Genomic DNA, 14,555 nt, shown 5'->3' with positions numbered 1-14,555 from the left:
AGGCGGGGCGTCCGGAGCGGGCGCCTCGGGTGCCGTGCCGAAGGCGGCGTTCGCGTCCCATGCTTCGCCTTCCGCATAGGCGGTGGCGATGAACGGCGCGGTCGGCGCCGCGGCGAGGAAACCTGCGATCCCCGCCATAATGAGCGTCTGGCGGACGTTCTTCAACATCGTTCCTTTCGCGGGTGCGCGCGCCGAAGCAAGCCCAGCGATATGGGCAGCTGCCTGTGTCCAGGCGGGTTTGTTGTTTCGAGCCGTGCCGTCTCGTTCGGGCACGACAGCGAGGGCGTGAGCCACCGACCGGGCTGCTGCCCGACGGCGACACGGCGGCGTCGTCGCCGTCCGCAGCCCCCGCTCACACGCGGGTCCGTGGATTCGATTTTTTTGCCTTTTTCTGGCCGACACGGACCGTACGAGACCGAAATGGATTCGTCATATCGAGACACGCCGGTATCTCGAACCAATAACAGGCCGATTAAGACCGTGTCAGCTAATTGACTTCGCAGGTCGCGTCGGCGTTTTCCGCCCACGTCCAGCGGGCAGTGCGGGAGTGTATCCGTGAGCCAAATCACGCAATTTTTGTGAACTGCGCCACGCGTTTGTCAGGGCTCAACCGATCGATTTCAAGCACGGTTCGACCATCACCTTCTGGTGTGCGGGGTGTCCCGATCTTGGTGTTAGCTGACCGAGCGCAGACGACTTTGGTCGTCCCGTTTCGCCGTCAGTCCGCTGCCGCTGGTCGAGAACATCAATATCCGTTCAGCCCAAGGCTTTTCATCAACCCATCCCAGAACGCCGCGACGGCTTGAGAGTTAACCAGGTGATCGGCCTGCACCGCGTGGCCGACGCGGTCATACGAAGAGTCAGTGGTCAATAAGGCTATCCGGCAGCGGATTTCGTCGTGTCTCCTTGTGGTCGGCCGCCGTCGATGGAGGCCGCAGCGCGATGACGATCCGGCTGTGCGCAACTGGCCAGCGGTCCGCACACCCCTTTGCCGGACGCGGCCCGAATATCCAGTTTCGCCATCGGGTACAGTGAGCCTTGGCGAGCCGTCACCCAATAAGTCGAGACCTCAAACATGCGCTGCCCCAAGGCAATACGGACACGACGCAAAAATTGAATGAACTATCGCCGCCTGCCAATTAGAGCACTAATCGTTCGAATTTCGGTGGAATTATCTCGAGCAATATTGAGCAACGTTTATTGTCATTTAAATTTTGGGACGCGCGATTATTTATCGGATAATTGCTAGAGATCGTTCGCAAGAATGAAACTGGACCCGCGTAAACCGCGGCGACTCGCTAGCGCCCGGCCCGCAGCAGTGTGCGCATGTCGGCCGCGGAGTTGACGTTGGCCAGTGATCGGGACTCGGGTATCACGATTCGTTGCGCATCCACCCGATCGACCAACGAGCGCATGTTCCGCTCGCCGGCCGCGATCAGCGCATCGACTTGCGCGGCCAGTTCGGTCCGGTACACCGCTGCCAGATAGTGATCGCGGCCATCCCATGGCAACACCACGTCGGCGTCCAGTTCGACCGCGCGCTCTTCGAGCAGGTCGATCAAATCAGCGCTCAGCAACGGCATGTCGGTGGCACACAGGAAAGCTCGCCTCGCGCCGGCCGCTGCGGCGGCGTGTAATCCGCGACCGGTGGCAAGCAGCGGACCAAGCCCGCGGACGTCGTCGCGCACGACCTGGGCCGGCAATTCCGGCAGGCGTTGGCCCGGCGCCGCGACGACGAAAACCGGCTGACACCGCTTCCGGACAACGCTGACTACCCGCTCGACCATCGTGATCGGAGTTTCGGAGCCATCCTGGGAGCCAAGAAGTTCCGCGGGAACCGCCATAGTGGCCTTGTCCCGGCCCATTCGTAACGACGCTCCCCCAGCCAACACCACACCGGCCAACGAAGCCGGCTCAGCCGTGGGCGTCACCTCAGTTCACAGTCCAGGTGTCGCGCCCGTGCAAAAGCGATTGCAACGCGGCACGGTCGGCCGCCTTGGACTCCTGCGCGGCGTGGACCTGTGCCCGGGCCGCGTCGTCGTAGGTCGGCTGACTCACCTGGCGGAAGATACCCATCACGGTGTGCTCGAGGTTCTGTTCGGATAGCCGCGAGAGCGCGAACGCATAGGCCGAATCGGCCAAGTGCGCGTCGTGGACGATGATCTCGTCGACGCTGACGTCGGCGGTCTTGGCCACCTCGAGTCCGTACCCGGATCGCACCACGCAGTATTCGCCGTTGGCGCCGAAGATGATCGGTTGACCGTGGCGGACGTTGATCACCCGTTCCTCGGCACCCTCTTTGCGCAGGGCGTCGAAAGAACCGTCATTGAAAATCGGGCAGTCCTGCAAGATTTCGACTATGGCGGACCCGCGATGCTGGGCCGCCGCACGCAAAACCTCAGACAGGCCGTTGCGGTCGGAGTCCAGCGCCCGCCCGACGAAAGTCGCCTCGGCGCCCAGCGCCAGCGACACCGGGTTGAACGGTTGGTCAAGCGATCCCATCGGCGTCGACTTGGTGACCTTGCCGACCTCGGACGTCGGCGAGTATTGCCCCTTGGTCAGTCCGTAGATCCGGTTGTTGAAAAGCAGGATGGTGATGTTGACGTTGCGGCGCAATGCGTGGATCAGATGGTTGCCACCGATCGACAGCGCGTCCCCGTCGCCGGTGACGACCCAGACTGAGAGGTCCTCACGCGCCAGCGCCAGACCTGTCGCGATCGCCGGGGCACGGCCGTGGATCGAGTGCAGGCCATAGGTTTCCAGGTAGTACGGGAACCGGCTCGAGCATCCGATGCCGCTGACGAAGACGATGTTTTCGCGGCGCAACCCCAGCTCGGGCAGAAAGTTGCGGATCGTGTTGAGGATGACGTAATCGCCGCAGCCGGGGCACCAGCGGACTTCCTGGTCACTGGTGAAGTCCTTGGCCTTCTGTGGCTGGTCGGTGGTGGGCACACCATGGTTTTTGGTGAGCACATCCGGCAGCCCGAGATCCACGCCGATCAGGTCAGTCATTAGCTTCCCGCTCCCGCTCCTACCGTGGCCGCCGCCAATCTCGCGACCATCGTCTTGTCTTGCTCGATTTCGGCCAGTGTCCCGCCCAGCGCGGCGCGGATCACGCGCCCCACCTCGTCGGCCAGGAACGAGACGCCTTGCACCTTGCTAACCGACTGCACGTCGACCAGATACTTGCCGCGAAGCAGCAGCGCCAGCTGACCCAAGTTCATCTCCGGCGCCACAACCTGCGGATAACGCCGCAGCACCTCGCCCAGGTTGGCCGGGAATGGTCGGAGATACCGCAGATGGGCATGCGCGACCTTGATGCCGTGGCGCCGCGCACGCCGGCAAGCTTCGCCGATCGGACCGTAGGAACTGCCCCACCCGATCAGCAGTAGTTCGGCGTCTCCGGTCGGATCATCGACTTCCAGATCAGGAACAGAGATCCCGTCGATCTTGGCCTCGCGCAACCGCACCATCAGGTCATGGTTGGCCGGGTCGTAGGAGATGTCACCCGAACCGTTGGCGGCTTCTAACCCACCGATGCGGTGTTCGAGCCCCGGAGTACCCGGCACGGCGAATTGGCGAGCCAGGGTTTCAGGGTCGCGAGCATAGGGCTGGAACGGCTCGTCGGGGTCGGCGAAGACATGCTTGATCGATGGCAGTTCACTGACATCCGGGATTCGCCACGGCTCCGAGCCATTGGCAATTGCTCCGTCCGACAACAGGATTACCGGGGTGTGGTACGACACCGCGATGCGTACAGCCTCCAGAGCGGTCTCAAAGCAGTCCGACGGTGACCGCGGCGCCAGCACCGCGACCGGTGACTCCCCGTTGCGGCCGTAGAGCGCCTGCAGCAGGTCGGCCTGCTCGGTCTTGGTCGGAAGGCCGGTCGACGGGCCGCCTCGTTGCACGTCGATGACAAGCAACGGCAGCTCGGTCATCACGGCCAGCCCAAGCGCCTCGGACTTCAGCGACAGCCCGGGTCCCGATGTGCTGGTGACCCCGAGTGCGCCGCCGTAAGAGGCGCCCAGCGCAGCGCAGATCCCGCCGATCTCGTCTTCCGCCTGGAAGGTGATCACGTTGAAGTTCTTGTGCTTGGAAAGCTCATGCAGAATGTCCGACGCCGGCGTGATCGGATAGCTGCCGAGGACGACCTGAATGTCGGCCAGCTGACCGGCGGCTACGATGCCGTAAGCCAGTGCCGTGTTGCCGGAAATCTGTCGGTATTCCCCCGCGGGCAGCTTGGCCGGCGACACCTCGTAGGTGACAGCGAAGGCCTCGGTGGTTTCTCCGTAGTTCCACCCCGCCTTCAGTGCCAGCACGTTGGCCTCGGCGACGTCGGGCTTGCGCGCGAATTTCTCCCTGATGAATTGCTCGCTGGTTTCGATCGGCCGCCCGTACATCCATGACAGCAGGCCGAGGGCGAACATGTTCTTGGCGCGCTGGCCGTCTTTCTTCGACGCGCCGATGACCTCGACGGCGCCCAGCGTCAGCGTTGTCATGGGGACCGCCTCGACCTTGTAGTCGGACAGTTCCCCAGTGTCCAGCGGGTTGTCCTGATAGCCGACTTTGGCCAGGTTGCGCTTGCTGAATTCGTCGGAGTTGGCGATCACCAGCCCACCAATGGGCAGGTCGGCGATGTTGGCTTTCAGCGCCGCCGGGTTCATCGCGACCAGCACGTCCGGCCGGTCACCGGCGGTGAGGATGTCGTAGTCAGCGATTTGGATCTGGAACGACGAGACGCCGGGCAACGTGCCCTGCGGCGCGCGGATCTCGGCCGGATAGTTCGGTTGGGTCGCCAGATCATTACCGAAAAGCGCTGCCTCGGAAGTGAACCGATCGCCGGTGAGCTGCATGCCATCGCCGGAGTCTCCGGCGAACCGGATGACGATTTGTTCTAGTTTCTCCCGCTTTTGCGGTTCGGGCAGCGCGGCATCGGCTCGGTGTGAATCTGGGTGAGATTCTGACCTGGCTCCGTTGTCGTTCGGACCCACGTCCCCGCCTTCCATCGCTGTTTCACCGCACGGGCACGCTGCAGCTACCGGTGCGTATCGCCTTCAGTGATCCCCCGGCTGGGTTTTTATGTCACTTGCAGTACCGATTATTGCACTCTTCTTAGGGATTCAGTTACGCCGATACACACCGTCAGGTTACCGCCACTCGGTCAAAATGCGAGGTCAGACACACGCGATTGGCGAATCTTGCGACGAAGTGTGGTGTTCGTCACTTTTGCTGGCAGACGAAGTCTAAGAATCGAAACTACGCGCCGGTAACATTTGCTAGCGGCTTGTCTCACCCTCGCCTCCCCCCTTTGGGGGAGGCGCTTCCGACTGGATTTTCCGGAGCGGTCGCGGCATTAGGCCCGGTTTCGGGCATAGCAACCAAATACAGCGCTAAGCCCACACCGGCAAGCGCGCCCAGCGAGCTGAAAGCCACGTCGTAGCTGGCGACCACCACAATCCACCCGGCGAGGATGTTCGAAAGCGCCGCGCCGATCCCCCACGCTGTGGTCAGCGCACCCAGGCTGACGTTGAACCGCCCCGTCCCGTGCGTCAGATCCTGCACCACGGCCCAAGCCGTCGCGGACGTCAGCCAACAAGAAGTTCAGTAAATCCAGCGCGCGTGCGGTTCGCCGCAGAACTGTGTGAGCGGCGTCGGCACTCAACGGTTACCGAACGACCGAGAGTATTGCTAGGCGCTCTTGTCGCGGCGCTCGGTGCGGGCCGGCTTGCGCGGCACGATCGTCGGCAGGACGTTGTCCTGCACGGTCTCCTTGGTCACGACAACCTTGGCGACGTCGTCACGACTGGGGATGTCGTACATCACCGGGAGCAGGACTTCCTCCATGATCGCGCGCAAGCCGCGAGCTCCGGTGCCGCGGTGGATCGCCTGCTCGGCGATGGCTTCCAGCGCGTCCTGGGTGAACTCGAGCTCGACGTTGTCCATCTCGAACAGCCGGGTGTACTGCTTGACCAGAGCATTCTTGGGCTGGGACAAGATCTTGACGAGCGAGTCCTGGTCCAGGTTGGTCACCGACGCGACCACCGGCAGCCGGCCGATGAATTCTGGGATCAGCCCGTATTTGATCAGGTCTTCCGGCATGACTTCGGCGAAGTGGTCGGTGGTGTCGATTTCGGCCTTGGAACGCACCTCGGCACCAAACCCCAGACCACGCTTGCCGACCCGGTCGGAGACGATCTTCTCCAGCCCGGCGAACGCACCGGCAACGATGAACAACACGTTGGTGGTGTCGATCTGGATGAACTCCTGATGCGGGTGCTTGCGGCCGCCTTGCGGGGGGACCGACGCCTGGGTGCCCTCCAAAATTTTCAGCAGCGCCTGCTGAACGCCTTCCCCGGAGACGTCGCGGGTGATCGACGGGTTCTCACTCTTACGGGCAATCTTGTCGACTTCGTCGATGTAGATGATGCCGGTTTCGGCGCGCTTGACGTCGTAGTCGGCGGCCTGAATCAGTTTGAGCAGAATGTTTTCCACGTCCTCACCGACGTAACCGGCTTCGGTCAGCGCGGTGGCGTCGGCGATGGAGAACGGCACGTTGAGCATTTTGGCCAGCGTTTGGGCCAGGTAGGTCTTACCGCATCCGGTGGGTCCCAGCATCAGGATGTTGGACTTGGTCAGCTCGACGGGTTCGCCTGACCGGGAATCACGTCCCTTTTCACCAGCCTGAATCCGCTTGTAATGGTTGTAGACCGCGACGGCCAGCGTCCGCTTGGCGGTGTCTTGGCCGATGACGTAGCCCTCTAGGAAGTCGCGGATCTCGGCGGGCTTTGGCAGCTCGTCAAGCTTGACGTCGTCGGCGTCGGCGAGTTCCTCTTCGATGATCTCGTTGCATAGATCGATGCACTCATCGCAGATGTATACGCCGGGACCCGCAATTAGCTTTTTGACCTGTTTCTGGCTCTTTCCGCAGAACGAGCACTTTAGGAGGTCACCGCCGTCTCCGATGCGCGCCATGTGCTGGGGGCCTACTTCCTGTTCAACGTCTCGATCGTGCTATGCCGCGTGTATTTTCCCGACGCTACCCGCTTGCTCTACAGCGATGCGACCGTTAGAGCCGAATCGCGTCGGTGATATTCGTGGATGTCTGCTGCGAACATATCGCCTGAGGCGGTCCCCCGCTTGCCGGAACGCGCCACCGTGTCCCTGGCGTGTCGCGGCTGTTACGCGACTGAGAGGCGGACAAGCTCGGCGGCCCTAGATTAGGCCTGTGGGATTCGCCGTGCCCGAGGATAGCGCGTTGATCGCCGACGGGGGCCTGGCCACCGAACTTGAAGCACGTGGTCATGATCTATCCGACGCGTTGTGGTCGGCCCGGCTGCTCGTGGACGCCCCGCAGGAAATCGCCGCGGTACACGCGGCCTTCTACCGCGCCGGAGCGATGATCGCGACCACCGCCAGCTATCAGGCATCCTTCGACGCGTTCGCGGCCAGCGGAATCTGCCGTGACGACACCGCCCGGTTGCTTCGGCGCAGCGTCGAGCTCGCCAACGGCGCACGCGACGAAGCCGGGCGCTGGGGGCACCTCCCGCTGGCGGGGGACGGGTCGCCCACCAAACAGCGCTGGGTGGCCGCGTCGGTAGGCCCCTACGGCGCCGCCCTCGCGAATGGCTCGGAATACCGCGGCCGCTACGGGCTCAGCGTTAGGCAGCTGGAGGACTGGCACCGGCCCCGGCTGGAAGTGTTGGCAGACGCCGGCGCCGACGTGCTGGCCCTGGAAACCATCCCCGACGTCGACGAGGCCGAGGCGCTGGTGAATCTGGTCCGGTCGCTCGGTGTGCCGGCCTGGCTCAGCTACACCATCGACGGCGCACACACCCGCGCCGGTCAGCCGTTAAGCGACGCATTCGCCGTGGCGGCCGGAATCCCCGAGATCGTCGCGGTCGGGGTCAACTGCTGCGCACCCGACGATGTGCTGCCCGCGATCCGGTCGGCCCGAGAAATCGGCAAACCGGTGATCGTGTATCCCAACAGCGGCGAGCGCTGGGATGCCGCTCGGCGCAGTTGGGTTGGGCCATCGCGGTTCTCGCCGATGTTGGCCGTGCAGTGGATGGCAGCAGGTGCGCGGGTTATCGGGGGGTGCTGCCGCGTGCGGCCCACCGACATCGCGGATTTGGCGGCTGCCCTCAGCTAGCCGGTCGATCCGCGCGACCCGGGCAATTACGCCGTCTGCGCCGAAAGCTTCCGGTACTCCAGCACGGTGTCGATGATCCCGTAGTCCTTGGCCTCTTCGGCGGTCAGGATCTTGTCCCGGTCGGTGTCCTTGCGGATTACCGCGGCGTCCTTGTTGGTGTGGTGGGCCAAGGTGGTTTCCATCAGCGTGCGCATCCGCTCGATCTCGGCGGCCTGGATCTCCAGGTCCGAGAACTGGCCCTGGATCACCCCCGACAACGACGGCTGATGGATCAGGATCCGAGCATTGGGCAGCGCCAACCGCTTACCCGGTGTTCCGGCGGCCAACAGCACCGCCGCGGCCGAGGCGGCCTGGCCCAGACACACGGTCTGGATGTCGGCCCGCACATATTGCATCGTGTCGTAGATCGCCATCAGCGAGGTGAAACCGCCACCCGGTGAATTGATGTACATGGTGATGTCGCGGTCGGGATCCATCGACTCCAGCACCAGCAACTGGGCCATGATGTCGTTGGCCGACGCGTCGTCGACCTGGACTCCGAGGAAGATGATGCGCTCCTCGAACAGCTTGTTGTACGGGTTCGACTCCTTAACACCCCAACTGGAGTGCTCGACGAACGACGGCAGGATGTAGCGCGCTTGGGGCTGAAGTTCGGGGTTCATAGTGCTGGGGCTCCGTTGGTCTCGGCGCGGGTAATGATGTGGTCGACGAACCCGTATTCCAGGGCCTCCTGGGCGGTGAACCAGCGGTCGCGATCCGAATCCGCCACGATGCGCTCGATCGGCTGGCCGGTGAATTCGGCGTTGAGCCGAAACATCTCTTGCTTGATGACGGCGAACTGCTCGGCCTGAATGGCGATATCGGCGGCGCTACCGGTCACCCCGCCCAACGGCTGGTGCATCAGGATGCGGGCGTGCGGCAACGCGTAACGCTTGCCCTTGGTGCCGGCGGCCAGGAGGAACTGGCCCATCGACGCGGCCATCCCCATCCCATAAGTGGCGATGTCGCACGGCGCCAGCACCATCGTGTCGTAGATCGCCATGCCGGCGCTGATCGATCCGCCCGGCGAATTGATGTATATCGAGATGTCCTTGTTGGGATCTTCGGCCGCGAGCAGCAAAATCTGCGCGCAGAGCCGGTTGGCGATGTCGTCGTCTATCTGCGACCCCAGGAAGATGATTCGCTCGGAGAGCAAACGCTCATAGACCGAGTCGACGAGGCTCAGACCCTGCGCGCTCGCGCGCATTTCAGTCCCACGGCTCACAGTCGGTTACCTGCTTTCTTTCGGTTCCGTATTCACCGACACTAACCAACCCTGGCCGCCGGACACTCCCCGAAGCCCCCGCGTTCGCTCACAGCGTCACTTTGTGTCGCCCAATAGCTCCTCGGACGAAGCCGAGGCTTCCAGGTCGTCGGCGTCAATCTCATCTTCCCCGTCTTCCGACTCGGGGCGCTTGCCGAAGAACTCGGTGGTGTCGACGACGTTTCCGTCACTGTCGGTGACCGTCGCCGCCTCGACCGCCGCGGCGATGGTCAGCCCGCGGCGCACGTCGGCGAGCATCGCCGGCAGCTGGTTGTTTTGCTGCATGTAGCTGAACAACTGCTGGGGCTCGATGCCATACTGCCGCGACGTCATCACTAACCGTTCGGTGATGTCTTGCTGGGCGACCTGGACGTCGAGGTCATCGCCCAGTGCGTCCAGCAGCAGTTGCGTCTTGATGGCCTTCTCGGCGTTCGTTCGGGTTTCGGCGTCGAACTCTTCCCGCGACTTGCCCTGCTTTTCGAGCGCTTCGTCGAACTTGGCCTGGTCGTGATTCAGGCTGTGCAGCGCGTTGTGCACGGCGTTGTCCACCTGGGCCTGGACGATCGCTTCCGGCAACGGCATTTCGACCTGGTCGAGCAGGGCATCCAGCGTGGCGGTGCGGATCTCCTCCGCCTGCTGGACGCGCTTGACCTGGCGCACCTGATCGGACAGGTTGGCGCGCAACTCATCGATGGTGTCGAATTCGCTTGCCAGTTGGGCAAATTCGTCGTCGGGCTCGGGCAGTTCGCGTTCCTTGACGGTGCCGACCGTCACCGTGACCTCGGCGTCTTTCCCGGCGTGCGGGCCGGCTGCCATCGTGGTGGTGAAGGTCCGGCTTTCCCCGGCCGACAGACCGACGATCGCGTCGTCGAGACCGTCCACGAGTTGGCCGGAGCCGACCTCGTGTGACAGTCCCTTGGTCGCCGCCTCGGGCAGGTCTTCGCCGTCGATGGTGGCCGACAGGTCGATCGAGACGAAGTCGCCGGTCGCGGCGGGCCGCTCGACTCCGGTAAGGGTGCCGAACCGGGCACGCAAGGACTGCAGTTCGGAGTCGACGTCCTCGTCGCTGACCTGGATCGGATCGACGGTGATTTTCAGTGCGCTCAGGTCCGGCAGCGTGATCTCGGGCCGGACGTCGACTTCGGCGGTGAAGACGAGATCTTCGCCGTACTCCTTTTTGGTGACCTCGATGTCGGGCTGGCCTAGCGGCCGCACATCGGATTCGGTGACGGCTTGGCCGTAGCGGCTGGGCAGCGCCTCGTTGACGACCTGATCGAGCATCGTCTCGCGGCCGAAGCGCGCCTCGAGAAGCTTGGCCGGTGCCTTGCCAGGACGAAAACCCGGCAGCCGCACCTGCTTGGCCATTTCTTTGTAGGCCCGATCGAAGTCGGGCTGCAGCTCCGTGAAAGGCACCTCAACGTTGATGCGAACCCGGGTGGGGCTCAGGTGCTCAATAGTGCTCTTCACGGGTTTGCTCCTCGGTCGTATTCGCGGTGTTCAACTGTCGATGCCCGTTGGCTGGGGCGTGCCGGTCGGGGTGACAGGATTTGAACCTGCGGCCTTCCGCTCCCAAAGCGGATGCGCTACCAAGCTGCGCTACACCCCGCGGTGACCTCGACGATCCTACGGCCAAGCCCCGCGCCGCCCGTAGCGGCCTCGCAACGAAGTAACGGGACTGCATCATTTGGATTTGATGTCTGCCGCGACGTACAGTCGCGCTCGACTAAATGCACGCGGGCGTAGCTCAATGGTAGAGCCCTAGTCTTCCAAACTAGCTACGCGGGTTCGATTCCCGTCGCCCGCTCAAGCCGCGCACTTGGCACGACGGCGGACTACGCTATGAGGGCTGAGCAGGCCGCCGAACCCCCGGAGGCCGACACGTGCAGCCGGCGGCCGATTGGGCCAAGTCCGGAGGCTGAGGAGGCCGACAAATTCAGCACACAGGCGCCATAGCCGCCGTCGATATCCAAGGCTCATGCGCACCCCGCTTCGAGCGGGTACGCGCCGCGTTCGAGCAGAACTTTGTGCTGCGCGGCGAGGTCGGTGCAGCAGTCGCGGCCTGGGTGGGCGGCGAGCTGGTCGTTAACCTGTGGGCCGGTACAGCCGACGCCGCCGGTACCCGGCCGTGGCGGGTGGACACGCTGGCCACCGTGCTATCCGGTACAAAAGGCCTGACCAGCACCTGTGTCCATCAACTGGTCGAGCGCGGTGAATTGGATCTGGATTCGCCGGTAGCCCACTATTGGCCCGAGTTCGGGCAGGCCGGCAAGGAGGCCATCACCATCGCCATGGTGATGAACCACCGGTCGGGCGTGATCGGGCCTCGCAAACGACTGCCCTGGCAGCAGGTCACGGACTGGGATTTGGTCTGTGAACGGCTGGCCGCCGCCGAGCCATGGTGGGAGCCGGGCACCGCGCAGGGCTATCACATGACCACGTTCGGCTTCATTCTCGGCGAGGTGTTCCGCCGCGTCACCGGTCACACGGTCGGTCACTACCTGCGCACCGAGATCGCCGAGCCACTGGGCGCCGAGTTGCACATCGGCTTGTCGCGCGATGAACAACGCCGCTGCGCCGATCTGCTGGAGAAGCCGACCATTCGCCAAATGCTCGCCGACGTCAACGCGCCTGGTTATCCCACCACGCTGGCCGAACACCCCAAGGCCGGCCTGGCCGTGTCGATGGGATTCGCAGCGGACGACGAAGTCGGCTCCAACGATCTTGAGTTGTGGCGCGAGGTCGAGTTTCCGGGCACTAACGCGCAGGTCTCAGCGCTGGGACTGGCGACCTTCTATAACGCGTTAGCGCAGGAGCAACTGCTCAGCCGTCGGCACATGGATCTGATCCGTGTGTCGCAGGGCGGCTTTGACACCGATCTGGTCCTCGGTCGGCGCGTCGCCGACCACGGGTGGGGGCTGGGCTACATGCTCAACCAGCGCTGCGTCAACGGCCCCAACCCACGCATCTTCGGCCACGGCGGCTTGGGCGGCTCGTTCGGCTTCGTCGACCTCGAACACCGGATCGGCTATGCGTATGTGATGAACCGCTTCGACGAGACCAAGGCAAACGCCGACCCGCGCAGCGTGGCGCTCAGTGATGAGATCTATGCGGCACTCGGGGTCAAGAAGGACTGACTGCATTAGGTCTGACAGGTCGGACACCAGAAGACGTTTCGGCCTTCCAACTCGGCGGTGCGGATCGTGGTCCCGCACACCCGGCACGGCTCCCCGGCACGCCGGTAGACATAAGTGCGCGGCCGGCCGGGGCCGTAAGACGGCGCACCGTGGTCATGTTCGGGCCGGATGGCGATGATCTTGCCGCGGCGCAAACCGATCTTCATCAGGGCAACCAGATCGGTCCATGCGGAATTGAACTCGGCCTCACCGATCGCCCGGCCGGCACGATACGGGTCGATGCCATGGCGGAATAGCAGCTCATTACGGTACACGTTGCCGACGCCCGCGATCACCGTCTGGTCCATCAGCAGCGCTCCGATTGGCCTGCGCGACTTGGTGATTCGTGTCCACGGCCACGTCGGGTCGGCGTCGCGACGAAGCGGATCAGGTCCGAGCCGGGACACCACATCGGCAACCTGCGCCTCGTCGATCAGTTCGCACACCGTCGGGCCGCGCAAATCGGTGCCGTATTCGGCACCGACCATTCGCATCCGCACCTGCCCGACCGGAGGTGGCATCGCACTATCAAGCGGCCGTGGCCATTCGGTGAACGTCCCATACAGGCCGAGGTGCACATGCACGATCGAGCCGCCGGCATAGTGATGGAATAGATGCTTGCCCCACGCGCTGGCACGTTGTAACACCTGGCCGTCGACAGCGGTTGCCGCCGCTTCGAACCGACCCTGCGGGCTCGAGACCGCCACTGGCGCACCGGCATAACGGCGCTGGTGCAGCCGGGCCAGTCGATGCAGGGTATGCCCTTCGGGCACGCCGTCTTAACCCACCGCGCCGGGTACTGGCGGGGCCTGGTGAGTGCGTTCGTATTCGGCGAGTATGTCGATGCGCCGTTGGTGGCGCTGGGCTTTCGACCATGGCGTGGTCAGGAAAGCGTCGACGAAGGACAGCGCCTCCTCAACGGTGTGCATGCGGCCGCCGATCCCGATCAGCTGGGCGTTGTTGTGCTCCCGGGCCAACGTCGCCGTCTCGACGCTCCACGCCAGCGCACAACGTGCCCCCGGCACCTTGTTTGCCGCGATCTGCTCACCGTTGCCAGACCCGCCCAGCACGATCCCGAGGCTTTCCGGGTCGGCCACCGTGCGTGTAGCCGCGTCGATGCAAAACGCCGGGTAATCGTCCTCGGCGTCGTAGCTGAAGGCCCCGCAGTCGATTGGCTCGTGCCCGGTCTTCTTGAGGTGGTCGATCATCTGCTGCTTGAGCTCGAATCCGGCATGGTCAGAGCCGAGGTAGACGCGCATGCCCGCAATCCTTACCTGCCGGTGCTCACCGGCGCAATGCGGGGCCGCGGCGATCGCAAGCGCGGCGAGCCGGGCGCAGCGGGTCGCCGCCCGACTGGTCTAGTCGAATTCGGGCTTCTCGGTACGGGTCCGCTTGAGCTCCCAGAAGTGCGGGTAGGCCGCGAAGGTCACCGAGGCGTCCCACAGCTTGCCGGCCTCCTCGCCGCGCGGAATCTTCGACAACACCGGGCCGAAGAACGCCACCCCGTTGACGTGGATGGTCGGCGTGCCGACGTCTTCGCCGACGGCGTCCATCCCGGCGTGGTGGCTCTTGCGCAGCGCGTCGTCATAGGCATCGGTGTTCGCAGCATCGGCCAGCTCGGCCGGCAAGCCCACCTCGGCCAGCGACTGCTTGATCACGTCGTCGAGGTCTTTGTTGTCCTCGTTGTGAATGCGGGTGCCCATCGCGGTGTACAGCGGTGCGAGCACCTCGGCGCCGTGGGCCTGCTCGGCAGCGATCGCCACGCGCACCGGCCCGAAGGCCTTCGCCAGCCGTTCGCGGTATTCGTCAGGCAGGCCCTCGCGGTTCTCGTTGAGCACCGCCAGGCTCATGACCCGGAAGTTGACCTCGATGTCACGGACCTTCTCCACCTCCAAGATCCAGCGCGAGCTGATCCACGCCCACGGGCACA

General features: G+C 64.1%; 13 protein-coding genes, 2 tRNA genes and 1 pseudogene. 3 read left to right on the top strand and 13 right to left on the bottom strand.

Annotation, left to right across the window (positions count from 1 at the left end):
• Positions 1–745 precede the first annotated feature (745 nt).
• From WB785_RS23335 to clpX, 6 genes and pseudogenes are all read right to left on the bottom strand, one after another.
• Positions 746–871 carry a hypothetical protein gene (locus tag WB785_RS23335; RefSeq protein ID WP_424082244.1) on the bottom strand — a complete coding sequence of 42 codons (126 nt, stop codon included), beginning with the start codon at positions 869–871 and terminating at the stop codon, positions 746–748.
• A gap of 427 nt (positions 872–1,298) precedes the next feature.
• Entirely contained in the window at positions 1,299–1,931 is a 633-nt protein-coding gene (mobA, locus tag WB785_RS23330; protein ID WP_424082243.1) for a molybdenum cofactor guanylyltransferase, read from the bottom strand.
• A 1-nt stretch (position 1,932) separates the two neighbouring features.
• Positions 1,933–3,012 carry a 2-oxoacid:ferredoxin oxidoreductase subunit beta gene (locus WB785_RS23325; RefSeq protein ID WP_424082241.1) on the bottom strand — a complete coding sequence of 360 codons (1,080 nt, stop codon included), beginning with the start codon at positions 3,010–3,012 and terminating at the stop codon, positions 1,933–1,935.
• Positions 3,012–4,991: a 2-oxoacid:acceptor oxidoreductase subunit alpha gene (locus WB785_RS23320; RefSeq protein WP_424082239.1), complete on the bottom strand. Its 1,980-nt coding sequence runs from the start codon at positions 4,989–4,991 to the stop codon at positions 3,012–3,014. Before WB785_RS23320 ends, WB785_RS23325 begins: the two co-directional genes overlap by 1 nt.
• A gap of 298 nt (positions 4,992–5,289) precedes the next feature.
• Positions 5,290–5,565, bottom strand: a pseudogene (locus tag WB785_RS23315) (hypothetical protein); the annotation flags it as partial.
• A 123-nt stretch (positions 5,566–5,688) separates the two neighbouring features.
• Positions 5,689–6,972, bottom strand: coding sequence for an ATP-dependent Clp protease ATP-binding subunit ClpX (clpX, locus tag WB785_RS23310; protein ID WP_424082237.1), 1,284 nt, complete (start codon positions 6,970–6,972; stop codon positions 5,689–5,691).
• Positions 6,973–7,237: 265 nt separating this feature from the next.
• Here clpX and mmuM point away from each other — a divergent pair, with 265 nt between their 5' ends.
• A complete protein-coding gene (gene mmuM / locus WB785_RS23305) occupies positions 7,238–8,149 on the top strand; it encodes a homocysteine S-methyltransferase (RefSeq protein ID WP_424082248.1) in 912 nt (303 codons plus the stop codon).
• A gap of 26 nt (positions 8,150–8,175) precedes the next feature.
• On the opposite strand, the gene clpP2 is transcribed toward mmuM, so the two are convergent.
• The 4 genes from clpP2 to WB785_RS23285 all read right to left on the bottom strand — a co-directional run bounded on the left by clpP2 (position 8,176) and on the right by WB785_RS23285 (position 11,058).
• Positions 8,176–8,811, bottom strand: coding sequence for an ATP-dependent CLP protease proteolytic subunit ClpP2 (gene clpP2, locus WB785_RS23300; protein WP_424082235.1), 636 nt, complete (start codon positions 8,809–8,811; stop codon positions 8,176–8,178).
• On the bottom strand, positions 8,808–9,413 hold the full coding sequence (locus WB785_RS23295) for an ATP-dependent Clp protease proteolytic subunit (protein WP_424082233.1): 606 nt from the start codon (positions 9,411–9,413) through the stop codon (positions 8,808–8,810). Before WB785_RS23295 ends, clpP2 begins: the two co-directional genes overlap by 4 nt.
• 96 nt (positions 9,414–9,509) lie before the next feature.
• Complete coding sequence (tig, locus tag WB785_RS23290) at positions 9,510–10,919, bottom strand: trigger factor (RefSeq protein WP_424082231.1); 1,410 nt, start codon at positions 10,917–10,919, stop codon at positions 9,510–9,512.
• Positions 10,920–10,984: 65 nt separating this feature from the next.
• Positions 10,985–11,058, bottom strand: a tRNA-Pro gene (locus WB785_RS23285).
• A gap of 127 nt (positions 11,059–11,185) precedes the next feature.
• Here WB785_RS23285 and WB785_RS23280 point away from each other — a divergent pair.
• Together WB785_RS23280 and WB785_RS23275 are read left to right on the top strand one after the other, a co-directional pair.
• Positions 11,186–11,256 (top strand) — tRNA-Gly (locus tag WB785_RS23280).
• Between the two features lie 145 nt (positions 11,257–11,401).
• Entirely contained in the window at positions 11,402–12,586 is a 1,185-nt protein-coding gene (locus WB785_RS23275; protein WP_424082246.1) for a serine hydrolase domain-containing protein, read from the top strand.
• Between the two features lie 5 nt (positions 12,587–12,591).
• On the opposite strand, the gene WB785_RS23270 is transcribed toward WB785_RS23275, so the two are convergent.
• The 3 genes from WB785_RS23270 to WB785_RS23260 form a co-directional block, all read right to left on the bottom strand.
• A complete protein-coding gene (locus tag WB785_RS23270) occupies positions 12,592–13,398 on the bottom strand; it encodes an Fpg/Nei family DNA glycosylase (RefSeq protein WP_424082229.1) in 807 nt (268 codons plus the stop codon).
• Between the two features lie 6 nt (positions 13,399–13,404).
• Positions 13,405–13,884, bottom strand: a complete 480-nt coding sequence (locus WB785_RS23265; RefSeq protein WP_424082227.1) for a ribose-5-phosphate isomerase — start codon at positions 13,882–13,884, stop codon at positions 13,405–13,407.
• A 99-nt stretch (positions 13,885–13,983) separates the two neighbouring features.
• A partial coding sequence (locus WB785_RS23260) for a DsbA family protein (protein WP_424082226.1) occupies positions 13,984–14,555 on the bottom strand: 572 nt, incomplete at its 5' end.

It is taken from the genome of Mycobacterium sp. (assembly GCF_049585075.1).
Lineage (GTDB): Bacteria > Actinomycetota > Actinomycetes > Mycobacteriales > Mycobacteriaceae > Mycobacterium.
The sequence above is the reverse complement of the archived record's forward strand: the minus strand, read 5'-3'. Positions and strand labels throughout refer to the sequence as shown.

What these genes read in the sequence shown, in the direction of transcription:
- WB785_RS23325 (WP_424082241.1), bottom strand. Translation starts at nt 3,012, where the DNA reads ATGACTGACCTGATCGGCGTGGATCTCGGGCTGCCGGATGTGCTCACC.
- clpX (WP_424082237.1), bottom strand. Translation starts at nt 6,972, where the DNA reads ATGGCGCGCATCGGAGACGGCGGTGACCTCCTAAAGTGCTCGTTCTGC.
- clpP2 (WP_424082235.1), bottom strand. Translation starts at nt 8,811, where the DNA reads ATGAACCCCGAACTTCAGCCCCAAGCGCGCTACATCCTGCCGTCGTTC.
- WB785_RS23265 (WP_424082227.1), bottom strand. Translation starts at nt 13,884, where the DNA reads ATGCGCGTCTACCTCGGCTCTGACCATGCCGGATTCGAGCTCAAGCAG.